17 protein-coding genes are annotated in these 20,034 nt (G+C 43.3%); 8 read left to right on the forward strand and 9 right to left on the reverse strand.

What is annotated here, in order from left to right:
• Nucleotides 1-237: 237 nt before the first annotated feature.
• From guaB to pdxH, 3 genes are all read left to right on the forward strand, one after another.
• Nucleotides 238-1,710, forward strand: a complete 1,473-nt coding sequence (gene guaB / locus IE130_RS08860; RefSeq protein WP_189584734.1) for an IMP dehydrogenase — start codon at nt 238-240, stop codon at nt 1,708-1,710.
• A 230-nt stretch (nt 1,711-1,940) separates the two neighbouring features.
• The gene (gene glmM / locus IE130_RS08865; RefSeq protein WP_010199765.1) at nt 1,941-3,308 is read left to right on the forward strand and encodes a phosphoglucosamine mutase; all 1,368 of its coding nucleotides are present in this window, start codon (nt 1,941-1,943) and stop codon (nt 3,306-3,308) included.
• A gap of 239 nt (nt 3,309-3,547) precedes the next feature.
• Entirely contained in the window at nt 3,548-4,201 is a 654-nt protein-coding gene (gene pdxH, locus IE130_RS08870) for a pyridoxamine 5'-phosphate oxidase (protein ID WP_189585264.1), read from the forward strand.
• Nucleotides 4,202-4,495: 294 nt separating this feature from the next.
• On the opposite strand, the gene IE130_RS08875 is transcribed toward pdxH, so the two are convergent.
• From IE130_RS08875 to IE130_RS08905, 7 genes are all read right to left on the reverse strand, one after another.
• A complete protein-coding gene (locus IE130_RS08875) occupies nt 4,496-5,773 on the reverse strand; it encodes an HlyD family secretion protein (protein WP_189584737.1) in 1,278 nt (425 codons plus the stop codon).
• Between the two features lie 89 nt (nt 5,774-5,862).
• Nucleotides 5,863-7,551: an MFS transporter gene (locus IE130_RS08880; protein ID WP_189584740.1), complete on the reverse strand. Its 1,689-nt coding sequence runs from the start codon at nt 7,549-7,551 to the stop codon at nt 5,863-5,865.
• 193 nt (nt 7,552-7,744) lie between these two features.
• Nucleotides 7,745-8,380 (reverse strand): glutathione S-transferase family protein, encoded by a 636-nt coding sequence (locus tag IE130_RS08885; protein WP_010201074.1) that lies wholly within the window; start codon nt 8,378-8,380, stop codon nt 7,745-7,747.
• A gap of 30 nt (nt 8,381-8,410) precedes the next feature.
• Nucleotides 8,411-9,088, reverse strand: a complete 678-nt coding sequence (locus IE130_RS08890) for a type 1 glutamine amidotransferase domain-containing protein (RefSeq protein ID WP_189584743.1) — start codon at nt 9,086-9,088, stop codon at nt 8,411-8,413.
• A 174-nt stretch (nt 9,089-9,262) separates the two neighbouring features.
• Complete coding sequence (gene curA, locus IE130_RS08895; protein ID WP_189584746.1) at nt 9,263-10,312, reverse strand: NADPH-dependent curcumin/dihydrocurcumin reductase; 1,050 nt, start codon at nt 10,310-10,312, stop codon at nt 9,263-9,265.
• 319 nt (nt 10,313-10,631) lie between these two features.
• Nucleotides 10,632-11,843, reverse strand: coding sequence for an iron-containing alcohol dehydrogenase (locus IE130_RS08900; protein ID WP_189584749.1), 1,212 nt, complete (start codon nt 11,841-11,843; stop codon nt 10,632-10,634).
• A gap of 271 nt (nt 11,844-12,114) precedes the next feature.
• Nucleotides 12,115-12,717 carry a TetR/AcrR family transcriptional regulator gene (locus tag IE130_RS08905; protein ID WP_189584752.1) on the reverse strand — a complete coding sequence of 201 codons (603 nt, stop codon included), beginning with the start codon at nt 12,715-12,717 and terminating at the stop codon, nt 12,115-12,117.
• Between the two features lie 377 nt (nt 12,718-13,094).
• On the opposite strand from IE130_RS08905, the gene IE130_RS08910 reads away from it, so the two are divergent.
• On the forward strand, nt 13,095-14,579 hold the full coding sequence (locus tag IE130_RS08910) for an aldehyde dehydrogenase family protein (protein ID WP_189584754.1): 1,485 nt from the start codon (nt 13,095-13,097) through the stop codon (nt 14,577-14,579).
• A gap of 125 nt (nt 14,580-14,704) precedes the next feature.
• Here IE130_RS08910 and IE130_RS08915 read toward each other — a convergent pair whose 3' ends face one another.
• The gene (locus IE130_RS08915) at nt 14,705-14,953 is read right to left on the reverse strand and encodes a hypothetical protein (protein ID WP_010201084.1); all 249 of its coding nucleotides are present in this window, start codon (nt 14,951-14,953) and stop codon (nt 14,705-14,707) included.
• 199 nt (nt 14,954-15,152) lie between these two features.
• On the opposite strand from IE130_RS08915, the gene IE130_RS08920 reads away from it, so the two are divergent.
• The 4 genes from IE130_RS08920 to IE130_RS08935 all read left to right on the forward strand — a co-directional run bounded on the left by IE130_RS08920 (nt 15,153) and on the right by IE130_RS08935 (nt 19,182).
• Nucleotides 15,153-16,535 (forward strand): DASH family cryptochrome, encoded by a 1,383-nt coding sequence (locus IE130_RS08920; protein ID WP_189584756.1) that lies wholly within the window; start codon nt 15,153-15,155, stop codon nt 16,533-16,535.
• 69 nt (nt 16,536-16,604) lie between these two features.
• Complete coding sequence (locus IE130_RS08925) at nt 16,605-17,042, forward strand: DUF3429 domain-containing protein (RefSeq protein ID WP_189584759.1); 438 nt, start codon at nt 16,605-16,607, stop codon at nt 17,040-17,042.
• Nucleotides 17,043-17,357: 315 nt separating this feature from the next.
• Nucleotides 17,358-18,599 carry an NnrS family protein gene (locus IE130_RS08930; RefSeq protein ID WP_189584762.1) on the forward strand — a complete coding sequence of 414 codons (1,242 nt, stop codon included), beginning with the start codon at nt 17,358-17,360 and terminating at the stop codon, nt 18,597-18,599.
• Between the two features lie 70 nt (nt 18,600-18,669).
• On the forward strand, nt 18,670-19,182 hold the full coding sequence (locus IE130_RS08935) for an Rrf2 family transcriptional regulator (RefSeq protein ID WP_189584765.1): 513 nt from the start codon (nt 18,670-18,672) through the stop codon (nt 19,180-19,182).
• An 89-nt stretch (nt 19,183-19,271) separates the two neighbouring features.
• Here IE130_RS08935 and IE130_RS08940 read toward each other — a convergent pair whose 3' ends face one another.
• Nucleotides 19,272-20,018: a hypothetical protein gene (locus tag IE130_RS08940; RefSeq protein ID WP_189584768.1), complete on the reverse strand. Its 747-nt coding sequence runs from the start codon at nt 20,016-20,018 to the stop codon at nt 19,272-19,274.
• Between the last annotated feature and the right edge of the window lie 16 nt (nt 20,019-20,034).

Consider the following 20,034-nt stretch of genomic DNA (forward strand, 5'->3'; position numbering starts at 1 on the left):
GTATTTGCGTTTTCTTACCACTGATAAATCAATAGCAGTTTTCCAGTGCTTCTTATTTGATTACGAATAATGTTTGATGATAAATAACGACTGGCACATTGCTTATTATCTAAAACTCTATGATTCAAAGCCTTTAACAAACAAGGGTTGAACGTCGTAAAGTCATAATGGTGATCTTGATTGATTGTCTTAATGCGAAAATCCCACCCATCAAAATAACCACCACTAGGGGTCTGTATGTTACGAATTGTCGATGAAGCCTTCACCTTTGATGACGTTTTATTGTTACCAGCCTACTCTGAAATCTTGCCAAAATCTGCCGATCTGTCCACGCGCTTGACCAAAAGTATCACACTGAATCTGCCGCTAATCTCGGCTGCTATGGATACCGTCACCGAATCTGAAATGGCTATCACCATGGCACAGCTGGGTGGTTTGGGTATCTTGCATAAGAGCATGGATATCGATAAGCAGGCCACACAAGTACGCCGCGTCAAAAAATTCGAAGCAGGAACGGTAGTCGATCCTATCACTGTGCATCCTGAAATGACGATTGGTGAATTATTAAGACTGACCCAAAACAACAATATCTCAGGTGTACCTGTGGTAGAAAAGGGCACGGATAAAGTCGTCGGTATCGTCACACATCGTGACTGGCGTTTTGAGACCAATCTGTCGCTACCAGTTAGCTATATCATGACGCCAAAAGAGCAGCTAGTCACCGTGCAAGAAGGTGAGAGCAATGAAAATATCAAAAAATTGCTGCATGAGCACCGTATCGAAAAAGTGATCGTGATTGATGAAGACTTTCGTCTGCGCGGTCTGATTACGGTCAATGATTTTGCCAAAGCTGAAAACAACCCAAATGCTTGTAAAGATGAGCAAGGCCGCTTACGTGTCGGCGCTGCTGTCGGTACGGGTGCAGATACGCAAGCGCGCGTTGAAGCATTGATTGCAGCTGATGTCGATATTATCGTGGTCGATACGGCACATGGTCATTCAAAGGGCGTGATTGAAAAAGTCTCTTGGATCAAGAAAAATTTCCCTCATGTACAAGTTATCGGTGGCAACATCGCTACCGGTGATGCAGCTCTAGCGCTACGTGATGCGGGCGCTGATGCGGTAAAAGTTGGTATCGGTCCTGGCTCTATCTGTACCACACGTATCATCGCGGGTATTGGTGTACCACAAATCTCGGCCATTGATAATGTCGCCAGTGCACTGAAAGACAGTATCCCATTGATTGCTGATGGTGGTATTCGCTTCTCAGGTGACATGGCAAAAGCCATCGCGGCTGGTGCTTCTTGTATCATGGTCGGCTCATTAATGGCTGGTACTGAAGAAGCCCCAGGCGAAGTTGAACTGTTCCAAGGTCGTTATTATAAAGCATATCGCGGTATGGGTAGCTTAGGTGCGATGTCAGGTCAGAATGGCTCATCAGACCGTTATTTCCAAGATGCCAAAGATGGCGTAGAAAAACTGGTTCCAGAAGGCATCGAAGGTCGCGTTCCTTATAAAGGACCAGTGGCAGGTATCGTGAATCAATTGGTAGGCGGTTTACGTTCATCAATGGGCTATACGGGCTGTGCGACTATCGAAGATATGCGTACCAAACCACAGTTCATCAAGGTGACGTCTGCGGGCATGAAAGAGTCGCATGTGCATGACGTGCAAATCACCAAAGAAGCACCGAACTATCGAGTGGATTAATTAAAACACTTTAGTCCTAATAACTTCTTAATCCTAATAACTTTTTAGTCCTAAGAACGTCGATAGTCACTGACAGACAGCATGACAGTGACATCAGGATACAAACAGTCAACAATGCCCCGTCATTGTTGGCTGTTTTTTTTGTAAAATACACCAATAGATTATAATAACTATTGCCTTGCCTGCGCGTACGTCTGGCGTTTCATTTTTAGACTTGAGGAACATTTGTAATGAGCTACTTTGGCACTGATGGTATTCGCGGAAAATTTGGTGAGTTACCGATCACCCCTGATTTTATTCTAAAATTAGGTTATGTGACTGGACTGGTGCTCATAGAAAACAATGACAATCCTAGCCGTAAGCCGAGCGTGGTCATTGGCAAAGACACTCGTCTCTCAGGCTATGTGATCGAAGGGGCGCTACAGGCCGGTTTTAACGCAGCAGGGGTAGATGTAAACATGCTTGGCCCATTACCAACGCCAGCTATCGCTCACTTAACTCGCAGCTTTCATGCAGATGCAGGCGTCGTTATCTCAGCATCTCATAATCCATACTATGACAACGGCATTAAGTTCTTCTCAGCTGACGGTAAAAAGCTGACCGATGAGATGCAAACGGCGATTAATGACAAATTAAAAGCCATTATGAGTGACTCTAATGGCAGCGATGTGCTCATGCCTATTCTTGATCCAGCACAATTGGGTAAAAATAACCGAATTAACGATGCTAAAGGTCGCTATATTGAATTCTGTAAAGGCAGCTTCCCTTATCAGTACGACTTAGCTCATCTAACTATTGTTGTCGATTGTGCCAATGGCGCAGGCTATAGCGTTGCTCCAAGAGTCATGCGTGAGCTTGGTGCCAACGTGATTGCTATTAATAATACGCCAGACGGTATCAATATCAATGCTGACTGCGGCTCGACCCATCCAGAGAGCTTGCAAAAAGCCGTACTTGAGCACGAAGCGGATGTCGGTATTGCCTTAGATGGTGACGGTGATCGTATCGTGATGGTCGATGAGATGGGTAAACTGGTCGATGGCGATGGCATTTTATACGTGCTTGCCACCCAAGGCAAAACGCCTGCGGTAGGGGTGGTTGGTACGCTCATGACTAACATGGGTCTAGAGTTGGCATTGAAGGAGGCAGGTATTGCCTTTACTCGTGCAAAAGTAGGCGATCGTTATGTCATGCAAGAGCTTGCCGCTCACGACTGGATACTAGGTGGTGAACCATCTGGGCATATATTATGCTTAGACAAGAGCCGTACGGGCGATGCGATCATTGCAAGCTTACAAGTATTGGCCGTTATGCAAGCGCAAAATAAAGCTCTAAGTGACCTTACAGAGGGCTTTGAAGTACTGCCACAGAAGCTGGTCAATGTACGCTTATCTACCATGCAAGATCCTTTTGAGCATAAAGAGTTAGTCACCGCTTTTGATAAAGCACGTGCTACTCTAGAGGGTCGTGGTCGTCTGTTGATTCGTCAATCGGGCACTGAGCCGATGATTCGAGTGATGGTCGAGTCAGATGATGAGATAGAGTGTGATGTGATGGCCAATGATTTGGCTGAGCAGATTAAGGCAGTATTGGGCTAGGGCGTGTCTTCAATTCACTCGATAGTCATCTCAATGGGCTGAAAATGGCTAAATCTTGCTAAACATCGTCAAATAGCTGGTTAATATCCCGATATTATCTGCACTATTTTTCTTGTTTGACTGTAATTTATCTCATTTTTATCACCATTTTTGAAATGAAGACACGCCTTAATAATCTCGATAAATAGGTCATTAAAAAGGGCTTAATAATATAACGCAATCAAGGAATAGTTATGAGCATGGACTTTACCGATCAACGTTTATCGTACGAAAAAGGCGCTCTTGACCAGCAGTCGATTCCTACATCACCATTTGAGCTATTAAAAGGTTGGATTAGCGATGCGACCGAGCAAAAAGTGCAAGAGCCCTATGCGATGAGCCTTGCTACTTGCGGGGCAGATAATAAACCCAGTGTGCGTATTGTATTAATGCGTGAGATTACTGAGACTGGTGTGGTATTTTATACCAACTATGAAAGTGCTAAAGGTCAAGATATCGCTGAGAACCCCAATGCAGAAGTGCTGTTCTTTTGGCATGAGCTTGAGCGGCAAGTCCGTATCAGCGGTAGCATTGCTAAAATAGATGCCAATAAGTCAGCTACGTACTTCCAAAAGCGTCCACACGATAGTCAAGTAGGCGCATGGGTCAGCCAACCACAAAGCGGTGAAGTTGCTAACCGAGAAGTTATGGAACAGACCTTTGACCAGCTACAAGCTGATTATCCCGAAAACAGCCAAGTGCCAACACCAGCGTTTTGGGGCGGTTATGAGATTACGATCAATGAGATTGAATTTTGGCAAGGTCGTGCCAACCGCATGCATGACCGTATTGTGTACACCCAAGATAGCAACGAGGACAAGGCAGGTTGGACAACTAAGCGCTTATTACCTTAGACGTTAAATTAATAGGTGTGAGGCTGATAGATGTCAGCTTGTTTTAACGCTAAACAAAACCCCCTTTAAATCCCTTTATACTGGTATTTAAAGGGGGTTTTTATGCTAGAGCGTACTTAATATGCCCCAGTTTTTTGCTTTAATCTATAGTTAAAATACCTCAAAAACGCGACAATACTGCTGATATCAATTTTTTGTCGCCTCTGTCTGCACAGGCACAGCAAGCAAGAAAAATTGATATCATCAGTCCTAATATTTGAATGTTCAACAGACCTTATAGTTTTTCGCTTTAATCTAGCTTTTCGCTTTGATATTAGTATCTACATCGACAGAGACCGACATACCGGGACGTAATTGAGCAAGCTCAGCCTGATTTTGGTCTAAGTCAATACGCACGGGGATACGCTGGGCTATTTTAATATAGTTGCCAGTCGCAGGGTTTGCCGCGCCTGCGCTAAATTCACTACCAGTCGCTGGTGAGATATTGCTGACATGACCACTGAATTTGGCACCACCAAGCGCGTCAACATGGATGGTTGCAGGTTCACCAATTGCCATATTAGCGACTTGCGTTTCCTTAAAATTCGCGATAATCCAAACGCCTTTAGGAACGACATACATCAGCTGGGTGCCAGCACTAACGTATTGACCTTCTTTGACACTGACCTGACTCAACTGTCCCGCTTCAGGTGCGGTGATGATGGTGTTATCTACATTAATCTGTGCTTGCTTGAGACCTGCTTCAGCATTTTTTATGTTCGCGTCCAAAGAGGAGCGGCTGCCACTGGTTTTTTTGCGGTTTTCACGAGCTGCTTGTAAATTAGCCTCAGCTTGTTGGACGCCTGCCTGTGCTTGCGCAAGTTGTGCTTTTGTATGAGCAACTTCTGCCTTTGATACTGCGCCGATAGCATCCAAACCTTGATATCGATTGACATCTTCACGAGCACTTTCGACACTCACTTTGGCACTGTATAAATCGGCTTCACGTGCTTCAATTTGTGCTTGGCTTGATTGAGTATCTTGAGTGTTGCTAGAGCGGTTAGTAACGGCCACTTCTATATTGGCCTGTGCTTGCTCAAGCTGTTGCCGGAAGCTACGATCATCAATTTTTACTAGTAAGTCATCCGCTTTTACGTTGGCAAAATCCTGTACGGCTACTTCGGTGACGTAGCCGGATACTTGCGGGCTAATAATGGTGGTTTGTCCTTTTACAAAGGCGTTGTTGGTCTGCTGCACAGTAGGCGTGAAGGGTGGCAGCTTCCATGCATATAAAATCAATGCCACACCAATGACAATCATTACAACCAATAATCCTAAATTCAGATAGGATTTTTTCTTTGGCGACCAGCCAGTAGCCGCTGCGATAGGTTCTTTTGGTGGCATAGGCGTCTCATCACGTGAGCCTTTTTGTATGTCAGTAGCTGGATTTGTCTCAGAGGTATCCGTTTGCTCTATTGTAGGATTTTCGGCCTGACTGTTATCGGTATTTGACGCAATACGTGCGTCTGTTATGGGAGCATCAGTTGACGTCTGAGGTGTTTGATTCAGTTCACTGGGTTTCTTTTGGCTCATGACGCGCTCCTAAATGTTTAATTAGCAAATACTTACACGGTGTGGCGATAAATCAATAAAGTGAAAAATCACTCATGCAATAAAAGGCATTATTTTGGTTCACGCATTTTTGCAATAACAGCAAGCTCTTTGGCCAGAGGATTGCGTTTGTGATAACGATAGTAAAAATAATTGAGTAATAACATAGCAGTAGCCACAGTTGATAGAATGGCCATGATAAAAAACAAATCACCATAAGCGGAGACTGTTGCTTGGCGCTGAATACCTTGTAATACTTGGCTCATTGCCCCAACATTCGCTTGCGCTGCATCCGTCGTTTGGTTTGACAATATACTACGAGTACCAGCAATTTGAGCGCTGAACGTAGGATCACCCAAATTCAGTGAGCTGACCATATCGGCATAATGCACTTGCGTACGAATGGTTGTAAATGCCTGGATTGCCGCTGCACCTGCCAAGCCGCCCACCGTTTGTGAAATACCAAAAATAACGGAAAAACTAATAATATAGGCAGGACCACTGGCAATCGCACGCAAAAATCCTTCAAAAACCAGAGGCCCCATGAAATACACGGCAGCAAATGCAATCAAAAATTGGCTGAGATAAAACATATAGGGTGCAGAATTAATAGACACACCCACATCCATCCAAGAGCCTAATGCAATCAATGCCACTGCAAAAATAACGGGTCGGCGTAAATCCATCGGATTGGTGCTAAAAATACTAATCACCAAAGCCAACACACTGGCAGCCAATATGACCGCATAAAAAGTAATGAGCTGATGGTTACCATAGCCTAAGTTGGCAAGTAATCCTGCCGCACCGACATTTTGCTCAGATAGCAAAATTCGCATGACAGCGCCCGTAATCATAAAAGCGATAATATTGCGGCTACGCATCCAGCGAACTTGCAGCATTGGGTTTTTGCGATGCGTTTCAATCCATAAGGCGATGCTGATTCCAACAATGGCAATCATCAGTGGATAGACAAGCCAAGGTGTCGTCCACCACAGAATCCTACCTTGCACCAAAATGACCGCTAATGCAGCCAGACCACTGGCAAAAAAACCAAAGCTGAGAAAATCGAGTTTCTCAAATACTTTTTCTGTATTACCTGGTGGTAGCTCTAAGATATTAATCAATCCAAAACAAATCAGTGCCAAACCAAATTGGAATAGAAATAAGCTTTCAAGCTGACCATCGATGGTGAGGTAGGGCGAGATGATGCGGGATAATGGAATACCGAACTGTACCAAGCCAAAGCCCAATATTAGGCCACTAGTACGTTTGACAGCTGGCATACCTTGCAAGCAATAAAATAAGCCCAATATGGTCATGCCACTGGCCACCATACCGCTAAGTCCCCTTGCGACAATCTCTAGGTAATAGGGCTCGATGCCGATATTAGGCGTATCTAATAAGTGACTACTGATCAGCCACTGTAGACTCGTGGCGGCTAACAGAAAAAACAGGGTGATTTTACTAAACAGTGACATGCCAAATTGTTGGCGAATTTTGTACAGTAGAACGGTGATACAGGCATTGGTCATATTGTAGCTGACAGATATCCAACCCCCTTCGGCGGGCGTTAATCCCAGTTGGCCTTGAATTTGAGTGAGATTTGCGACAAGTAGACCATTTTGGAAGCTGGCTGTGAGACCGACGAAAATTCCAATCAGTAAATAAAACACTTTACGGCGTGCAGGATGGTCAGGGTTGGCTGGAGAGCCCACCATCATTGGTTGTTCGTGGGGCTTAAACTGGTATTCGTTGCTCATGGGCGTATGATGATTTGTGTGAATGAATAGAGTAAGGACATGGTACAGCTCCCCTATGATTGGCGGCGCTAGCTGCGCGTGTCAGCAACTGATCTTAGTACAGTTATTAATGGAATAAAACCACAAAAATAGCCCAAGATAGACTTGGGCTATTTTATCATATTTTTTATTGAGCATTTATTATGAAGCGTGTTTACGCTTGCTTTGACTCGTCATGCTCAGCTTCAAGATTCATCGCACGTTGATAGCTATCAAGACTGGCCAGCTTTTCAGCATATTGTTTAATATGTGGATAAGCGTCCAGTTTTTGACGTTGAGCAAGAATGATCAAGTCAAACGACAGCATAAAATCAGCACCGCTCAATTTATCACCCACAATAAACGACTTACCCTCAACTGAGGTGTCTAGATATTTGAACAGTCGGGTTTTTTCTATCTCTATATAACCGTTCAAAAACTCATTGTCATTGATACCTGCTTTTTTGGTAAACAATTCAAGCATCAATGGCAACATCAGCGAGCTTTCGGCAAAGTCAATCCACTGTAGATAATGCCCATAATCGGCGCTATCAGGAGCAGGGCGCAAACGATCTGGCGCAAAGCGTTCGATCAATAGCTCAGTAATGGCCCCTGACTCCGAGTATATTTCACCATCCATTTCAATAACCGGTGATTTACCAAGAGGATGTACAGCTTTTAAGCTATCAGGTGCCAGATGCGTTTTAGCATCGCGCTGGTGACTGACGATCTCATAAGGGACGCCAAGCTCTTCTAAAAGCCATAAAGTACGTAGCGACCGCGATTGGTTGAGATGGTGTAAACGAATCATAATAGTAGCCTTTTTACTTTGTTAATTGGATCAACCGTTAAGCTTTGCCATTAGACGCTTAGCTGCTTCTTCTGACGATGCTGGGTTTTGACCTGTGATTAACAAGCCGTCTTCTACCACAAACGATTCCCAATCAGCTGCTTTTTCGTAATTACCGCCATTGGCTTTAAGTGCATCTTCTACTAAGAAAGGCACTACATCCGTAAGGCCAACTGCGTCTTCTTCTGAATTGGTAAAACCAGTAACGGTTTTGCCTTTCACTAGGTACTCACCATCAACTTTGACGTTTTTAAGCGCGGCAGGAGAGTGACAAACAAAAGCAACAGGCTTATCTTGTTGTACAAAGGTCTCGATCAGATTGATAGAGTTTTCATCAACTGCCAAATCCCACAATGGGCCGTGACCACCAGGGTAAAAGACTGAATCAAAGTCTTCTGCTTTCATATCAGCCAGTTTTTTGGTGTTAGCTAAATGCTCTTGAGCGTCTTTATCATCTTTAAAACGGGTGGTATCTTTGGTTTGCGCATCTGGTGTGTCGCTACTAGGATCTAGCGGTGGCTGACCACCAGCAGGAGAGGCGATCGTGACATTGGCGCCAGCATCAAGAAAAGCATAGTAAGGTGCGGCAAATTCTTCTAGCCAAAAACCTGTTTTCTTACCAGTATCGCCCAATTTATCGTGTGAAGTTAGTACCATTAAAATATTCATGATTGTCCTTATTTATTATTAACGTTGTTTTTAAATGATTGATGGTTAGCAGCCATCTTTAACCAATCGTACTTAGTCAATAGTAGCGATGACTGCCAACAGTATTCATGGTTAAGATGTCATTTTCAGTGGTTGTCTTAACAAATTATGTTGTTAACTCGTTATCCAACCGATTTATTCGACATCAGATACTTTAACCACTGTTTTACCAAAGTTATCACCATTGAGCATGTCAACGAAGGCATTTGGTGCATTATCTAAGCCATCAGCAATATATTCTTTGGTTTTGACATCACCTGATTCTACCCATTTGCTCATGGTTTCTAAAAATTCTGGGAAGTGATCGCCATACTCTTCAAAGATGATGAAGCCTTTGACGGTTAAACGGTTGGCCAATACTTGACCCATTAGCATACCCAAGCGGTCTTTACCGTCAGGTAAGTCAGTGGCGTTATATTGTGATACTAGACCACATACTGGGATACGGGCATGCGCGTTCAATAGTGGTAATACTGCATCGAACACTTTACCGCCAACGTTTTCGTAATAGATGTCGATACCGTCTGGACATGCTGCTTTTAGTTGCTCAGCGAAGTCATCGGCTTTGTGATCGATACAGACATCAAAGCCAAGCTCGTTGACCGCAAAATCACATTTTTCTTTGCCGCCTGCGACACCGACAGTGCGCAGACCATATTGATTACCCACTTGACCAACCGTTGCACCGACAGGACCAGTAGCCGCTGCGACAACCAAAGTTTCGCCTTTTTGTGGTTTGCCGATATCGGTAAAACCCATGTAACCGGTAAAGCCTGGCATACCAAGGACACCTAAACCATAAGAGGGGTTCGGCATGTCTTTGTCTAATTTTAGGATGCCTTCGCCATTACTGACGCTGTAATCCTGCCAGCCTGAGTTTGAGACTACTAAATCGCCTTTGGAGAAACCATCAATATTTGACTCGACCACTTGAGCGACTGTGCCGCCCATAATAACATCACCAACTTCTAAGGGATCAGCGTAGCTTTTGGCATCGCTCATACGTCCGCGCATATACGGGTCTAATGATAGATAGACCGTACGCAGTAGCATCTCACTGTTATTGGGTGTTGGGATGTCGCTAGTAGCCATGTCAAAATTTTCAGCTTTTGGCTCACCAGTAGGACGACTGGCCAGTTTGATTTGACGATTTTTTTGTTGGTTTTGTTGTTTTTCAAAGCTCATAGTAAAGCTCCTTTTTTATTTATTGAGTGTTGATTGTCAGTTAATGACTAATACTTAGAAAGTTAACTGTTTAATCATTGGGTATTGCATAGCCGTTTTTTAATAGTTATTGGCTAGTTACTGATTGAAAACTAATGACTGATTAAGAGGGCAGTAACTACTCACTGTTGAATAGTTACTGTTATTTTCATGATAATTTTATTTCGACGATGCTTTTGTTTTCATGACAATATCATTTTGGATAGTGTCACTTTAAGGAAGACAATCACAAACAAATACTATTTAACCTAACATCGCATTTGTTTGCTGTATTCGTTGGTTACGAAGCCTTGCTAGTAACCGCACGGTCCAAGATACGACGTGATACGTCAAGATCATTTTTGCCGTGCTCACCCAGCTTGACCATGTTGTGAGCTTCAAGTTGTTTGATAATAGGATCAATGGCAGCATTGTCTAAATCAACATCTTCTAAACTTACTGGCAAGCCAAGCTCGCGGAAGAAGTTTTCAGTGTTGACAATCGCTGTCTCAATGATGGTGTCATCATCTTGGTCAGTATCGGTGAGGTTCCATACATTACGTGCATACTGAAGCAATTTCTCTTTTTTGCTTTCTTTTAGCTCGCGCATCACTGATGGTAAAACGATGGTCAATGTACGTGCATGATCGATAGCGTGCAATGAAGTTAATTCATGACCAACCATATGCGTCGTCCAATCCTGTGGCACACCAGTACCAATCAGACCGTTCAGTGCCATGGTCGCTGTCCACATAATGTTTTTACGCGTTTCCATATTTTCTGGGTCTTTTTTGACTGCTGGACCTTCTTCAATCAGAATTTTCAACAAGCTCTCAGCAAAGGCATCTTGCACTTTTGCATTGACTGGATACGTTAAGTATTGCTCCATCACATGGACGAAGGCATCGGCAACGCCGTTCATTACTTGACGCTCAGGCAAAGTCAATGTCTTAGTAGGATCTAAGATTGAGAACTTAGGGAAGGCAAGTGGGTTACCAAACGGTAGTTTTGCTTGGCGTTCGCTATAGTTGACAACGCCGCCAGAGTTCATCTCTGAACCAGTCGCTGGAATCGTTAAGACTGCACCTAGATCAACGGCAGAGTCGATATTTCTGCAATAGCTTGTCAAGGCATCCCATGCTTGATCGCGTGAGACAGTACCGTCTTCTTCTGTTAATGAAGCCACAAGCGCCACAAACTTACTGCCATCAATGACCGAACCGCCACCGACTGCTAATAAGAAATCAATGTTGTGCTCGTTAACCATGTCAGCAGCTTTTAATAGTGTGACGAATTCTGGATTTGGCTCAATACCACCGAACTCAAAGACAGTACGGTTTCCACTCGCAGACAAAGCATCTTTTACTTCGTCTAATGTACCAGTGCGCTGTGCTGAACCGCCACCATAAGTAATAAGAACACGGGCGTCAGTAGGAACTAGATCTGATAATTGCTCGATTTGACCTTCACCAAAAACGATACGTACTGGGTTGTAATATTGAAAGTTATTCATAATTTTCCTAAAAGTTGTAGAGTGTATGTCTGAAATTAAAAGCTAAAATTCGTGATGCTTGTTTTAAACATCTGCAGGCATTGTACATTAGTTAGACCGGTCGTCTAGTGTTTTCTGTAAATAATTACAAAAGTATCGTAAACCAAATGATATGAATCCAATGAACCGTTATTTACTATTAAGGTGCTTTTCACTTAAGGCGCTTTACATTGAAAACACCTAGTGATGAGAGTGGTGATTCAGACCAGCGACTGAGAATAGGTAACGGCCGTTAGCGCCCCATTTGCGAAGTCGTCATTTGCCAGACTTCCGCAAGCGGCGTATTGGTTTGACTGGTCTTAGCGATTAGGCTGGCTCCGAGCCATGCAAAATACCAGCGCTTAGCCATACTCTCGGCAGCGATATTGTCAGGCTGTGGTACAGAACCATCGACCCAGCCCGCTTTTATTTGTGTGGCTAGCCAAGTGACGGTCTGCTGATAGCCAGCATTTAACGCCTCACGCATCGTCTCTGACATGTCTGCCACCTCGGCGCTAAGCTTGACGACCAAGCATTTCTCGTGGTCACAGCCATTCTGTTGGGTGTCGTACCAATTCTGAAAATAGTTATACAGTTTTTGCTGCGCACTCACATCTTGCCCGCCGATCGCTTCTAAACGATTCTTATAATTGACAAAATAGTGACTGATAATCGACTCACCAAAGGCTTCCTTTGAGGCAAAATAATGATAAAACGAGCCTTTGGGCACCCCTGCGGTATCCAATATTTGCTTGATACCAACAGCGGTAAAGCCTTTTTTGGCTATTAATTGGTAGCCAGTCGCAAGTAAATGAGCTTTGGTATCGGGTGTAGTAGTGTCTGTTATGTTAGACATAGGTAGGATGTTCTCCTTTAATAGCAGTATTTATATAAGGTAGTCAGCGTTCATTTGAACGTCATGTTGATAGCGTATTGTAATAGGATATATTTATAGGTGTTACGTTTTATCAACAATATTTACTGACAAAGTAGTCTTGTTTTATTGATAGCTATGGTAGCATTAGACCAGTCGTCTAGCAAGGTAGGTTTTGTTGTTATCCGTTATCACAGCGTCTTTATTCTAACTGATGGCTTTTAACTAATTGTTTAACCATAACTTCACACTTACTACTTATAAGATATGCTTTTAATTGAGATATCTCCGACTTAATAATTTTATTCAAATAATCGAAAATAAATATTCAGCACAACAAACCAAAAATAAGGCTAATTATGTCAACCAACAATACAACTACCAGTGCATATACTGACTTCCATTTGCAGTTCATCGCTGGTGAATGGCAAACAGGTAAGGACGACAGCAGCAATACTAATACCAATCCCTATAATGGCGATACGCTCGTAGAAATTCAGCAAGCGACCAAAGATCAGCTTAATGAAGCATACGATGCTGCGAGCCAAACTCAAGAAGCATGGGCTAAGCAAACGCCTGCAACGCGAGCCGCAGTGTTATATAAAGTGGTCAACATACTGGATCAGCGCCAAGAAGAAATCGTTGATTGGCTAATCAAAGAGTCGGGCAGCACACGTATCAAAGCGATGGTCGAATTCAGTGCGACGCGCGCGATTACCCTTGAAGCAGCGACGTTCCCTAACCGTGTACATGGTGAGATTCGCCCATCGAATACCCCTGGCAAAGAAAACTTTATTTATCGTGAGCCTATCGGTGTCGTAGCAGTTATTAGCCCATGGAACTTTCCGCTACATTTGACTCAGCGCTCTATCGCACCAGCCCTAGCGCTTGGTAACGCGGTGGTACTCAAGCCTGCTAGCGATACGCCAGTGACAGGTGGTTTGCTATTGGCCAAAGTATTTGAAGAAGCAGGTCTGCCAAAAGGTCTATTAAACGTGGTAGTTGGCTCAGGTAGCGAGATAGGCGATGCCATCGTTGAACACAAAGCGCCAAGCCTAGTGTCGTTCACAGGTTCGACCTCAGTGGGCAAACATATCGGTGAGTTAGCGAACGGCGGTGAGTACATCAAACAAGTGGCGCTTGAGCTTGGCGGTAACAGCCCATTTGTCGTACTAAAAGATGCTGATATCGAGCAAGCAGTAAAAGCGGCTGCCTTTGGTAAGTTCTTGCATCAAGGTCAAATCTGTATTGCCATCAACAGAGTGATTGTTGAAGACGAGATATATGATGATTTCGTAGAGCGTTTCTTAGCGCATGTCAAAACATTGAACGTCGGTGATCCTAACAAGCAAGACACCGCTGTTGGCCCAATCATCAATGCCAAGCAAGTCAAATCGCTCAAAGAAAAAATCGCTAAAGCGCAGGAAGAAGGCGCAAAAATGATATTAAGTGGCGAGATCGAAGGCCAAGTCGTACCACCGCATATCTTTACCGAAGTCACTCGCGAAATGGATCTATCACGTAATGAAGTGTTTGGACCACTGGTCGGTATCATTCGTGCTAAAGATGAAGACGATGCACTATCGATCGCCAATGACTCTATGTACGGTCTGTCTAGTGCCGTGTTCACTGCTGATATGCAAAAAGGTCTGCGCTTCGCTCGCGGTATCAGAGCAGGCATGACTCATATCAATGACATCTCAGTCAATGATGAGAGCAATACGCCGTTTGGTGGTGAGAAAAACTCAGGTATCGGTCGCTTCAACGGTGAGTGGGTACTTGAAGAATTCACTAGAACACATTGGATCTCAATGCAAAATGAGCCACGTGAATATCCGTTCTAATTGCCTTAAATTAGCTATTAAATCTAGCTGATAGCTAATAAAAAAGACCGCTTTGATAGCGGTCTTTTTTTGTGTGATATTTGGCAGCTTACTGAGAATGATGTATTTGAAAGTTAGTCAATCTCTTATCTAGCATGAAAGCCCAGTAATCCTTCAATCTCTTCAATAGTCATGCGTCTTACCAGTGCTTGTTCTTCTACCGACAAGCGATTGGTATGTTCTTTTATCATCGTATGAATACTCCGCGATATCTCAGAGGTGGTGGCGTAATACATTTGAGGCTGCTCTTTTGTCAGTCTCATCAAAAATCGATTAATAAGTTTACGCTTTTCATCTGATTTATTTTCTTCAGTCGTAGTATTATTTTGAGTCATGATGTTCTCCTAGAGGTAAGTCATTTAAGCAGTTAGATACATGAGAGTCGATGCTTATAAGTGGTTTCTGGGGCTGAGCGCATTGCCTTACAAGTATTAGGTTAGCATCAAAGTTGAATGCTAAGTATGTGTTATACCGTATATGATACTTTAAGATTAAAAATAATAAATCAGTGCTAAGTAGCCAGAAGGATAGGGTATGTCAAATCAAGCAGCGAACAACTCAGAGAACAACAATGTCACATTAGTACTATTTCATAATGACTTGAGAGTGGCGGACAATGCCACTTTATTGAAAGCATCTAAGATATCCACTGATGGAAAGCTGCTATTGGTTTATGCGTCATCGTTGACAGATATATTAGATAATAAAGACCATTACGATGCCTATCGCTATGAGGCTATGGGGCAAGCTCGCCAGCAGTTTTTGCATGAGAGCTTGGCTGATTTAAATGCGTCACTGATACAGCGTGGTAATAGATTGCTGTATTTACAGAAAAATCTGGCAGCATTAGACACTTTTGCACAGCTGAGTGAACTCATCGAGCAGCAACAAGTGACGGATATCTGCATCAGTCAAACAGCAGATTATAATCAAAACAAAGTATATGACCTTCTACAGGTGAAATATCCCAAGATACAGTGGCATGTTCAAACAACAGCGACTTTGTTTGATGGGTTACCGTTAGAGCATCTGCCCAAAAGCTTTACGCAGTTTCGTAAACAAATCGAAACTGATTATGATTTGCTGCATGCAGAAAAAGATATAGCAATTTATCCAACGCCAGAATCACTTGCTCCATTGCCTGAAAATATGCAGAGTAGGGACGAGTGCTTTTTTGAATCGCAGTGGTCTAATGAGGCAGGGCGTGATAAGCCATCACAGCAGCCATCCAGTTTTAGAGGTGGTGAGTTAAATGGCCTAACGCACTTATATACCTATTTTGGTTCCGATGCGCCCAGCACTTATAAAACCACCAGAAACACGCTAGATGACTGGACACATTCTACGAAGTTTTCCGCTTGGCTTGCAAACGGCTCGCTGTCTGTAAACACAGTATTAAATCGTTTGCGCCGTTATGAGCGCGATATTATCGCAAATGACTCTACCTATTGGATATGGTTTGAGCTGCTGTGGCGTGAGTATTTTTATTGGTATGCTGTCACCCATCAGCAAAAGTTATTTTGGTTTAAAGGCATCGCTCAGCACGCGCCTTCAACTCAATTGGACGAAAATCTGTTAGCGCAATGGAAGAGTGGTACAACACAATATCCTATCGTCAACGCATGCATGAACCAATTGCGCACGACAGGTTATATGTCGAATCGCGGACGACAACTGGTTGCCAGCTGCTTTATCCATGAGCTAGGCCTTGATTGGCGCTACGGGGCAGCTTACTTTGAGCAACATCTTGTTGATTATGATGTCGGCAGTAATTGGGGCAATTGGCAATATCTGGCAGGCGTGGGTGCTGATCCAAGAGGATGTAGACAGTTTAATCTCGACAAGCAAACCCAGCAATACGATCCAAATGGTGAGTTTATCCGTCAGTGGCAAGGCAACACTCAAAAGAGCGATTAATGTATGTTGAAAACTCCCACCTAACAGGTGACAACTATTATTAGACTAATCATAAGATAGGTTTAAACGATGAAAAAGCCCAGTCCTTATCTAACTTTTGTAGGTACGATTCCATTTATAGCCTGTGCATTTTTGCTGATGATAGACGTTGTTACCGTGCCTATGCTTGGTTCAGTAGTCGATGTATTAAGTGCTTATGGGCTAGTGATTGCATCATTTATGGCAGGCGCGCATTGGGGTAATCATTTAGATTTAGCTGACGACAATAAGTGGGCTATTAGACTTCCACTGTATAGCAATAGCATTGCGCTTGGCCTTTGGCTTGGTTTTTTGATCTTATCAGCCAGTAGTTTTATTTGGCTATTAGTAATTGGTTTTATAAGTCTGTTGGTTATTGATTATAGCCTGCATCGAGCGCAGATTATCAGTCACACATATTTTAAAGTTAGGCAGTATGTCACAGCGATAGTGGTCATATCGTTAGTCATTGCGGCATTACAGTTGTAAGTGGTATTAACTAAGTCATGGCTAAATAATAGCTAAAGAACAGCCAGCTTGCTTTCTCTATTTTTATATAGTCAAATCCATATAAATCCGCTACATCGTCATCCTCGCTAAGCATACTAATGTATAACTTGCGCTCGGTTTCCTTGTATCGAAATTATTTGAATTTAACTATACTTGAGATTTTGCTTCTAGAGATTTCCGCAAGCGTAGCACTTCGATGAGTAAAGTGTTTGATAGTTAGACTAAATATTTATAAAGTTCATTTAAAATGAATGTTATAATTAGAGCCATCTATATTCCTCTAAGAAGATGGCTATGCACTCTATCAAGTTACCTAGCAAACCACTAAGCTCTCCGCATCCTATCCTTAATTTGAGCTTTCGCCTATTTTTCAGCGCTGCTGCGCTATTTGCTGTGGCAACGATGCTGCTATGGGCTTTTGTGTTTACTGGTCACACGGATATCGATGCACAGGTATTGAATCCGTTGTATTGGCATGGTCACGAGATGATTTATGGTTATGCACTCGCAGTGGTTGCTGGGTTTTTGCTAACAGCGGTGAAGACTTGGACAGGGGTGATGATGCCGCATGGTTATAAGCTGCTAGGCATCTTTGTCTGTTGGTTAATGGCGCGTTTATCGTGGTTGGCTTTTGGGCTTGGTGTCGCTATTGCGGGGAGTAGTGTGTGGTTACTATATGCAGCGGCACTATTTGATATGTTGTTCATCGGAGCGATGGCCTTTGTCATATGTCGTGCGGTGCTACAAGTTAAGCAATACAAACAAATGGGGATTTTGGCAAAGTTGGCGCTATTAACACTGGGCAACGGTCTGTGCTACTGGGGCATTATCAGTGCTGATATGGCCATTACCAGAGTAGGTATATATCTAGGCTTTTACTTAATCATTGGTCTGGTATTGACCATCGGGCGACGGGTCGTTCCTTTCTTTATTGAGCGCGGATTAAGTGGGAATGGTACAGACAATGTAACGCTACGAAATAGTAAAATTCAAGATATTGCCAGCTTGGCTTTTTTCTTCGCTTTTTTTATGACCGATTTGTTTTATCCTAATAAGTACTTGCTGACGATCACGGCACTTGGCGTAGCCGTGGTCAATATCATTCGTTTGCTAGGATGGTATAATCGCGGTATTTGGCAAAAGCCATTGTTATGGTCATTGTATATTGCGTTTTTAGGCATATGTTTGAGTTTCTTATTGTATGCATTACAGCCTTGGCTCGGTTATCAGCACAGCATCGCTATGCATGGACTGGCAATTGCTGGTGTTGGTATGATGACCGTGGCGATGATGACGCGGGTATCGCTTGGACACACGGGTCGCAGTATTCATCAACCACCAAGAACCGTCAATGTTATGTACGGTTTGATGGTATTGGTATTTATCAGCCGAGTGCTATTACCGCTGGTCGATATGAGTCATTATCTAGCATGGATTATGGTGGCTCAAAGCGCGTGGATTGCTTGCTTTGTATTATTTTGCATCAGTTATTTGCCGATGCTGACACGACCGAGACCAGACGGCTTATTTGGGTAATGTGCTTTAGCTCATCAATGTTGAAACCGTAAAATTTTAATACTCTCAAATCAGACAGGAGCGTGAATCAATGCGATTAACCAATTATAGTGACTACGCACTGCGCTCATTAATTTACTTAGCAGTGAAGCCAGACCCACACTCACTGTCTAATATCAGTGACATTGCAGACAGCTATCATATTTCTAAGAGCCACTTAACCAAGATTATTCATCAGCTCGGTCAGCTTGGGTACATTGATAGCGTCCGTGGCAAAAATGGCGGTATTCGGTTGGCTTACGCCCCAAAAGATATTAACTTAGGCGTACTGATTAAACAAATTGAACCGGATTTTGCGTTGGTAGAATGTTTTGCCGCGCAGTTGCCCAATACCGAGACAAAACCTCATTCAACAGGCTTACCCATCACCTTGATAGCGGAATTAGCGCCGACGCCTACTTTGGGCTGTGTAATTAGTCCAGTCTGCCAATTAAAAGGGGTGTTTTTTGAAGCGCTCACTGCTTTTATTACCGTGCTTGAACGCTATACGTTGGCAGATATCATCAATAATGAGGATGAGCTGGCGACCTTGTTATTTCGATGAGGTTATAGCCACCTCAAAACATAAAAAAAGGGCTACCAAAATGGCAGCCCTTTTTTTTACAAAATACGTCGGTCAAAATACGGTACAAGCTATGATTTTTCTAGCTTTGGACGTGCTTTATCAATGGCTTTTAGCAGTGCTTTTTCAAACTCACCTTCTTTAAATCGAACCAGATAAGAATGCGCTGCGCAGAAATTGCGAACGTCGCGCCATTCATGTGCCAAGTTGGTCGCCCAATCGCAATATTGTGCACCAGCATTTGGCTCGTTTGTGAGGGCTTTTTTGGTAGTAGGGTGCAATATCAGCTCAGGTAATACTGCCTCTAGTAATTTCATTGGGGGACTCATAAAAGTGTCATCAACGTGCAAGCTCTGGCTGGCAGGGTGATAAGCCAATAAAGAACCTGCATGGATCATCTCGTTAGGCGAGATATAGTGGACACCTTCAGATAACGAAAATTTTAATTCAGGGTAGCGCTGTGCCACCGCTTCGCTCTCAACCAAATCCTCTGCCCACTTAATCTCTGGCATTTTTTTATGATGACGGCTGCTGCCATACATAGTGGCTTTCGGAAAGTCTTTTGCCATTTGTGCACAGTGTACCGTATGGAAGGGATGAACGTTAAGTACCGCTTCGACATCTTGACCATTATTGGTTAGTGCCATGACTTCATCTCGAACGTCACCCGTCAAGGCGTAACTGTCCAAAAATATAAAGCGTCCCGATGCCAGCTTGACCAGTGAGCATTGAGTGCCGATATTCAATACACCGCCTATGCGAAAGCTTCCGCGTATGTTCCAAAATCCTGAGCCTAAATCTATAATTTTGTCTGTCATAAATATTGTTCCTTAA

It is taken from the genome of Psychrobacter glaciei, assembly GCF_014652895.1.
Lineage (GTDB): Bacteria > Pseudomonadota > Gammaproteobacteria > Pseudomonadales > Moraxellaceae > Psychrobacter > Psychrobacter glaciei.

Coding starts and splice junctions, on each gene's coding strand:
- guaB (WP_189584734.1), top strand. CDS start 238: ATGTTACGAATTGTCGATGAAGCCTTCACCTTTGATGACGTTTTATTG.
- glmM (WP_010199765.1), top strand. CDS start 1,941: ATGAGCTACTTTGGCACTGATGGTATTCGCGGAAAATTTGGTGAGTTA.
- pdxH (WP_189585264.1), top strand. CDS start 3,548: ATGGACTTTACCGATCAACGTTTATCGTACGAAAAAGGCGCTCTTGAC.
- IE130_RS08875 (WP_189584737.1), bottom strand. CDS start 5,773: ATGAGCCAAAAGAAACCCAGTGAACTGAATCAAACACCTCAGACGTCA.
- IE130_RS08880 (WP_189584740.1), bottom strand. CDS start 7,551: ATGAGCAACGAATACCAGTTTAAGCCCCACGAACAACCAATGATGGTG.
- IE130_RS08885 (WP_010201074.1), bottom strand. CDS start 8,380: ATGATTCGTTTACACCATCTCAACCAATCGCGGTCGCTACGTACTTTA.
- IE130_RS08890 (WP_189584743.1), bottom strand. CDS start 9,088: ATGAATATTTTAATGGTACTAACTTCACACGATAAATTGGGCGATACT.
- curA (WP_189584746.1), bottom strand. CDS start 10,312: ATGAGCTTTGAAAAACAACAAAACCAACAAAAAAATCGTCAAATCAAA.
- IE130_RS08900 (WP_189584749.1), bottom strand. CDS start 11,843: ATGAATAACTTTCAATATTACAACCCAGTACGTATCGTTTTTGGTGAA.
- IE130_RS08905 (WP_189584752.1), bottom strand. CDS start 12,717: ATGTCTAACATAACAGACACTACTACACCCGATACCAAAGCTCATTTA.
- IE130_RS08910 (WP_189584754.1), top strand. CDS start 13,095: ATGTCAACCAACAATACAACTACCAGTGCATATACTGACTTCCATTTG.
- IE130_RS08915 (WP_010201084.1), bottom strand. CDS start 14,953: ATGACTCAAAATAATACTACGACTGAAGAAAATAAATCAGATGAAAAG.
- IE130_RS08920 (WP_189584756.1), top strand. CDS start 15,153: ATGTCAAATCAAGCAGCGAACAACTCAGAGAACAACAATGTCACATTA.
- IE130_RS08925 (WP_189584759.1), top strand. CDS start 16,605: ATGAAAAAGCCCAGTCCTTATCTAACTTTTGTAGGTACGATTCCATTT.
- IE130_RS08930 (WP_189584762.1), top strand. CDS start 17,358: ATGCACTCTATCAAGTTACCTAGCAAACCACTAAGCTCTCCGCATCCT.
- IE130_RS08935 (WP_189584765.1), top strand. CDS start 18,670: ATGCGATTAACCAATTATAGTGACTACGCACTGCGCTCATTAATTTAC.
- IE130_RS08940 (WP_189584768.1), bottom strand. CDS start 20,018: ATGACAGACAAAATTATAGATTTAGGCTCAGGATTTTGGAACATACGC.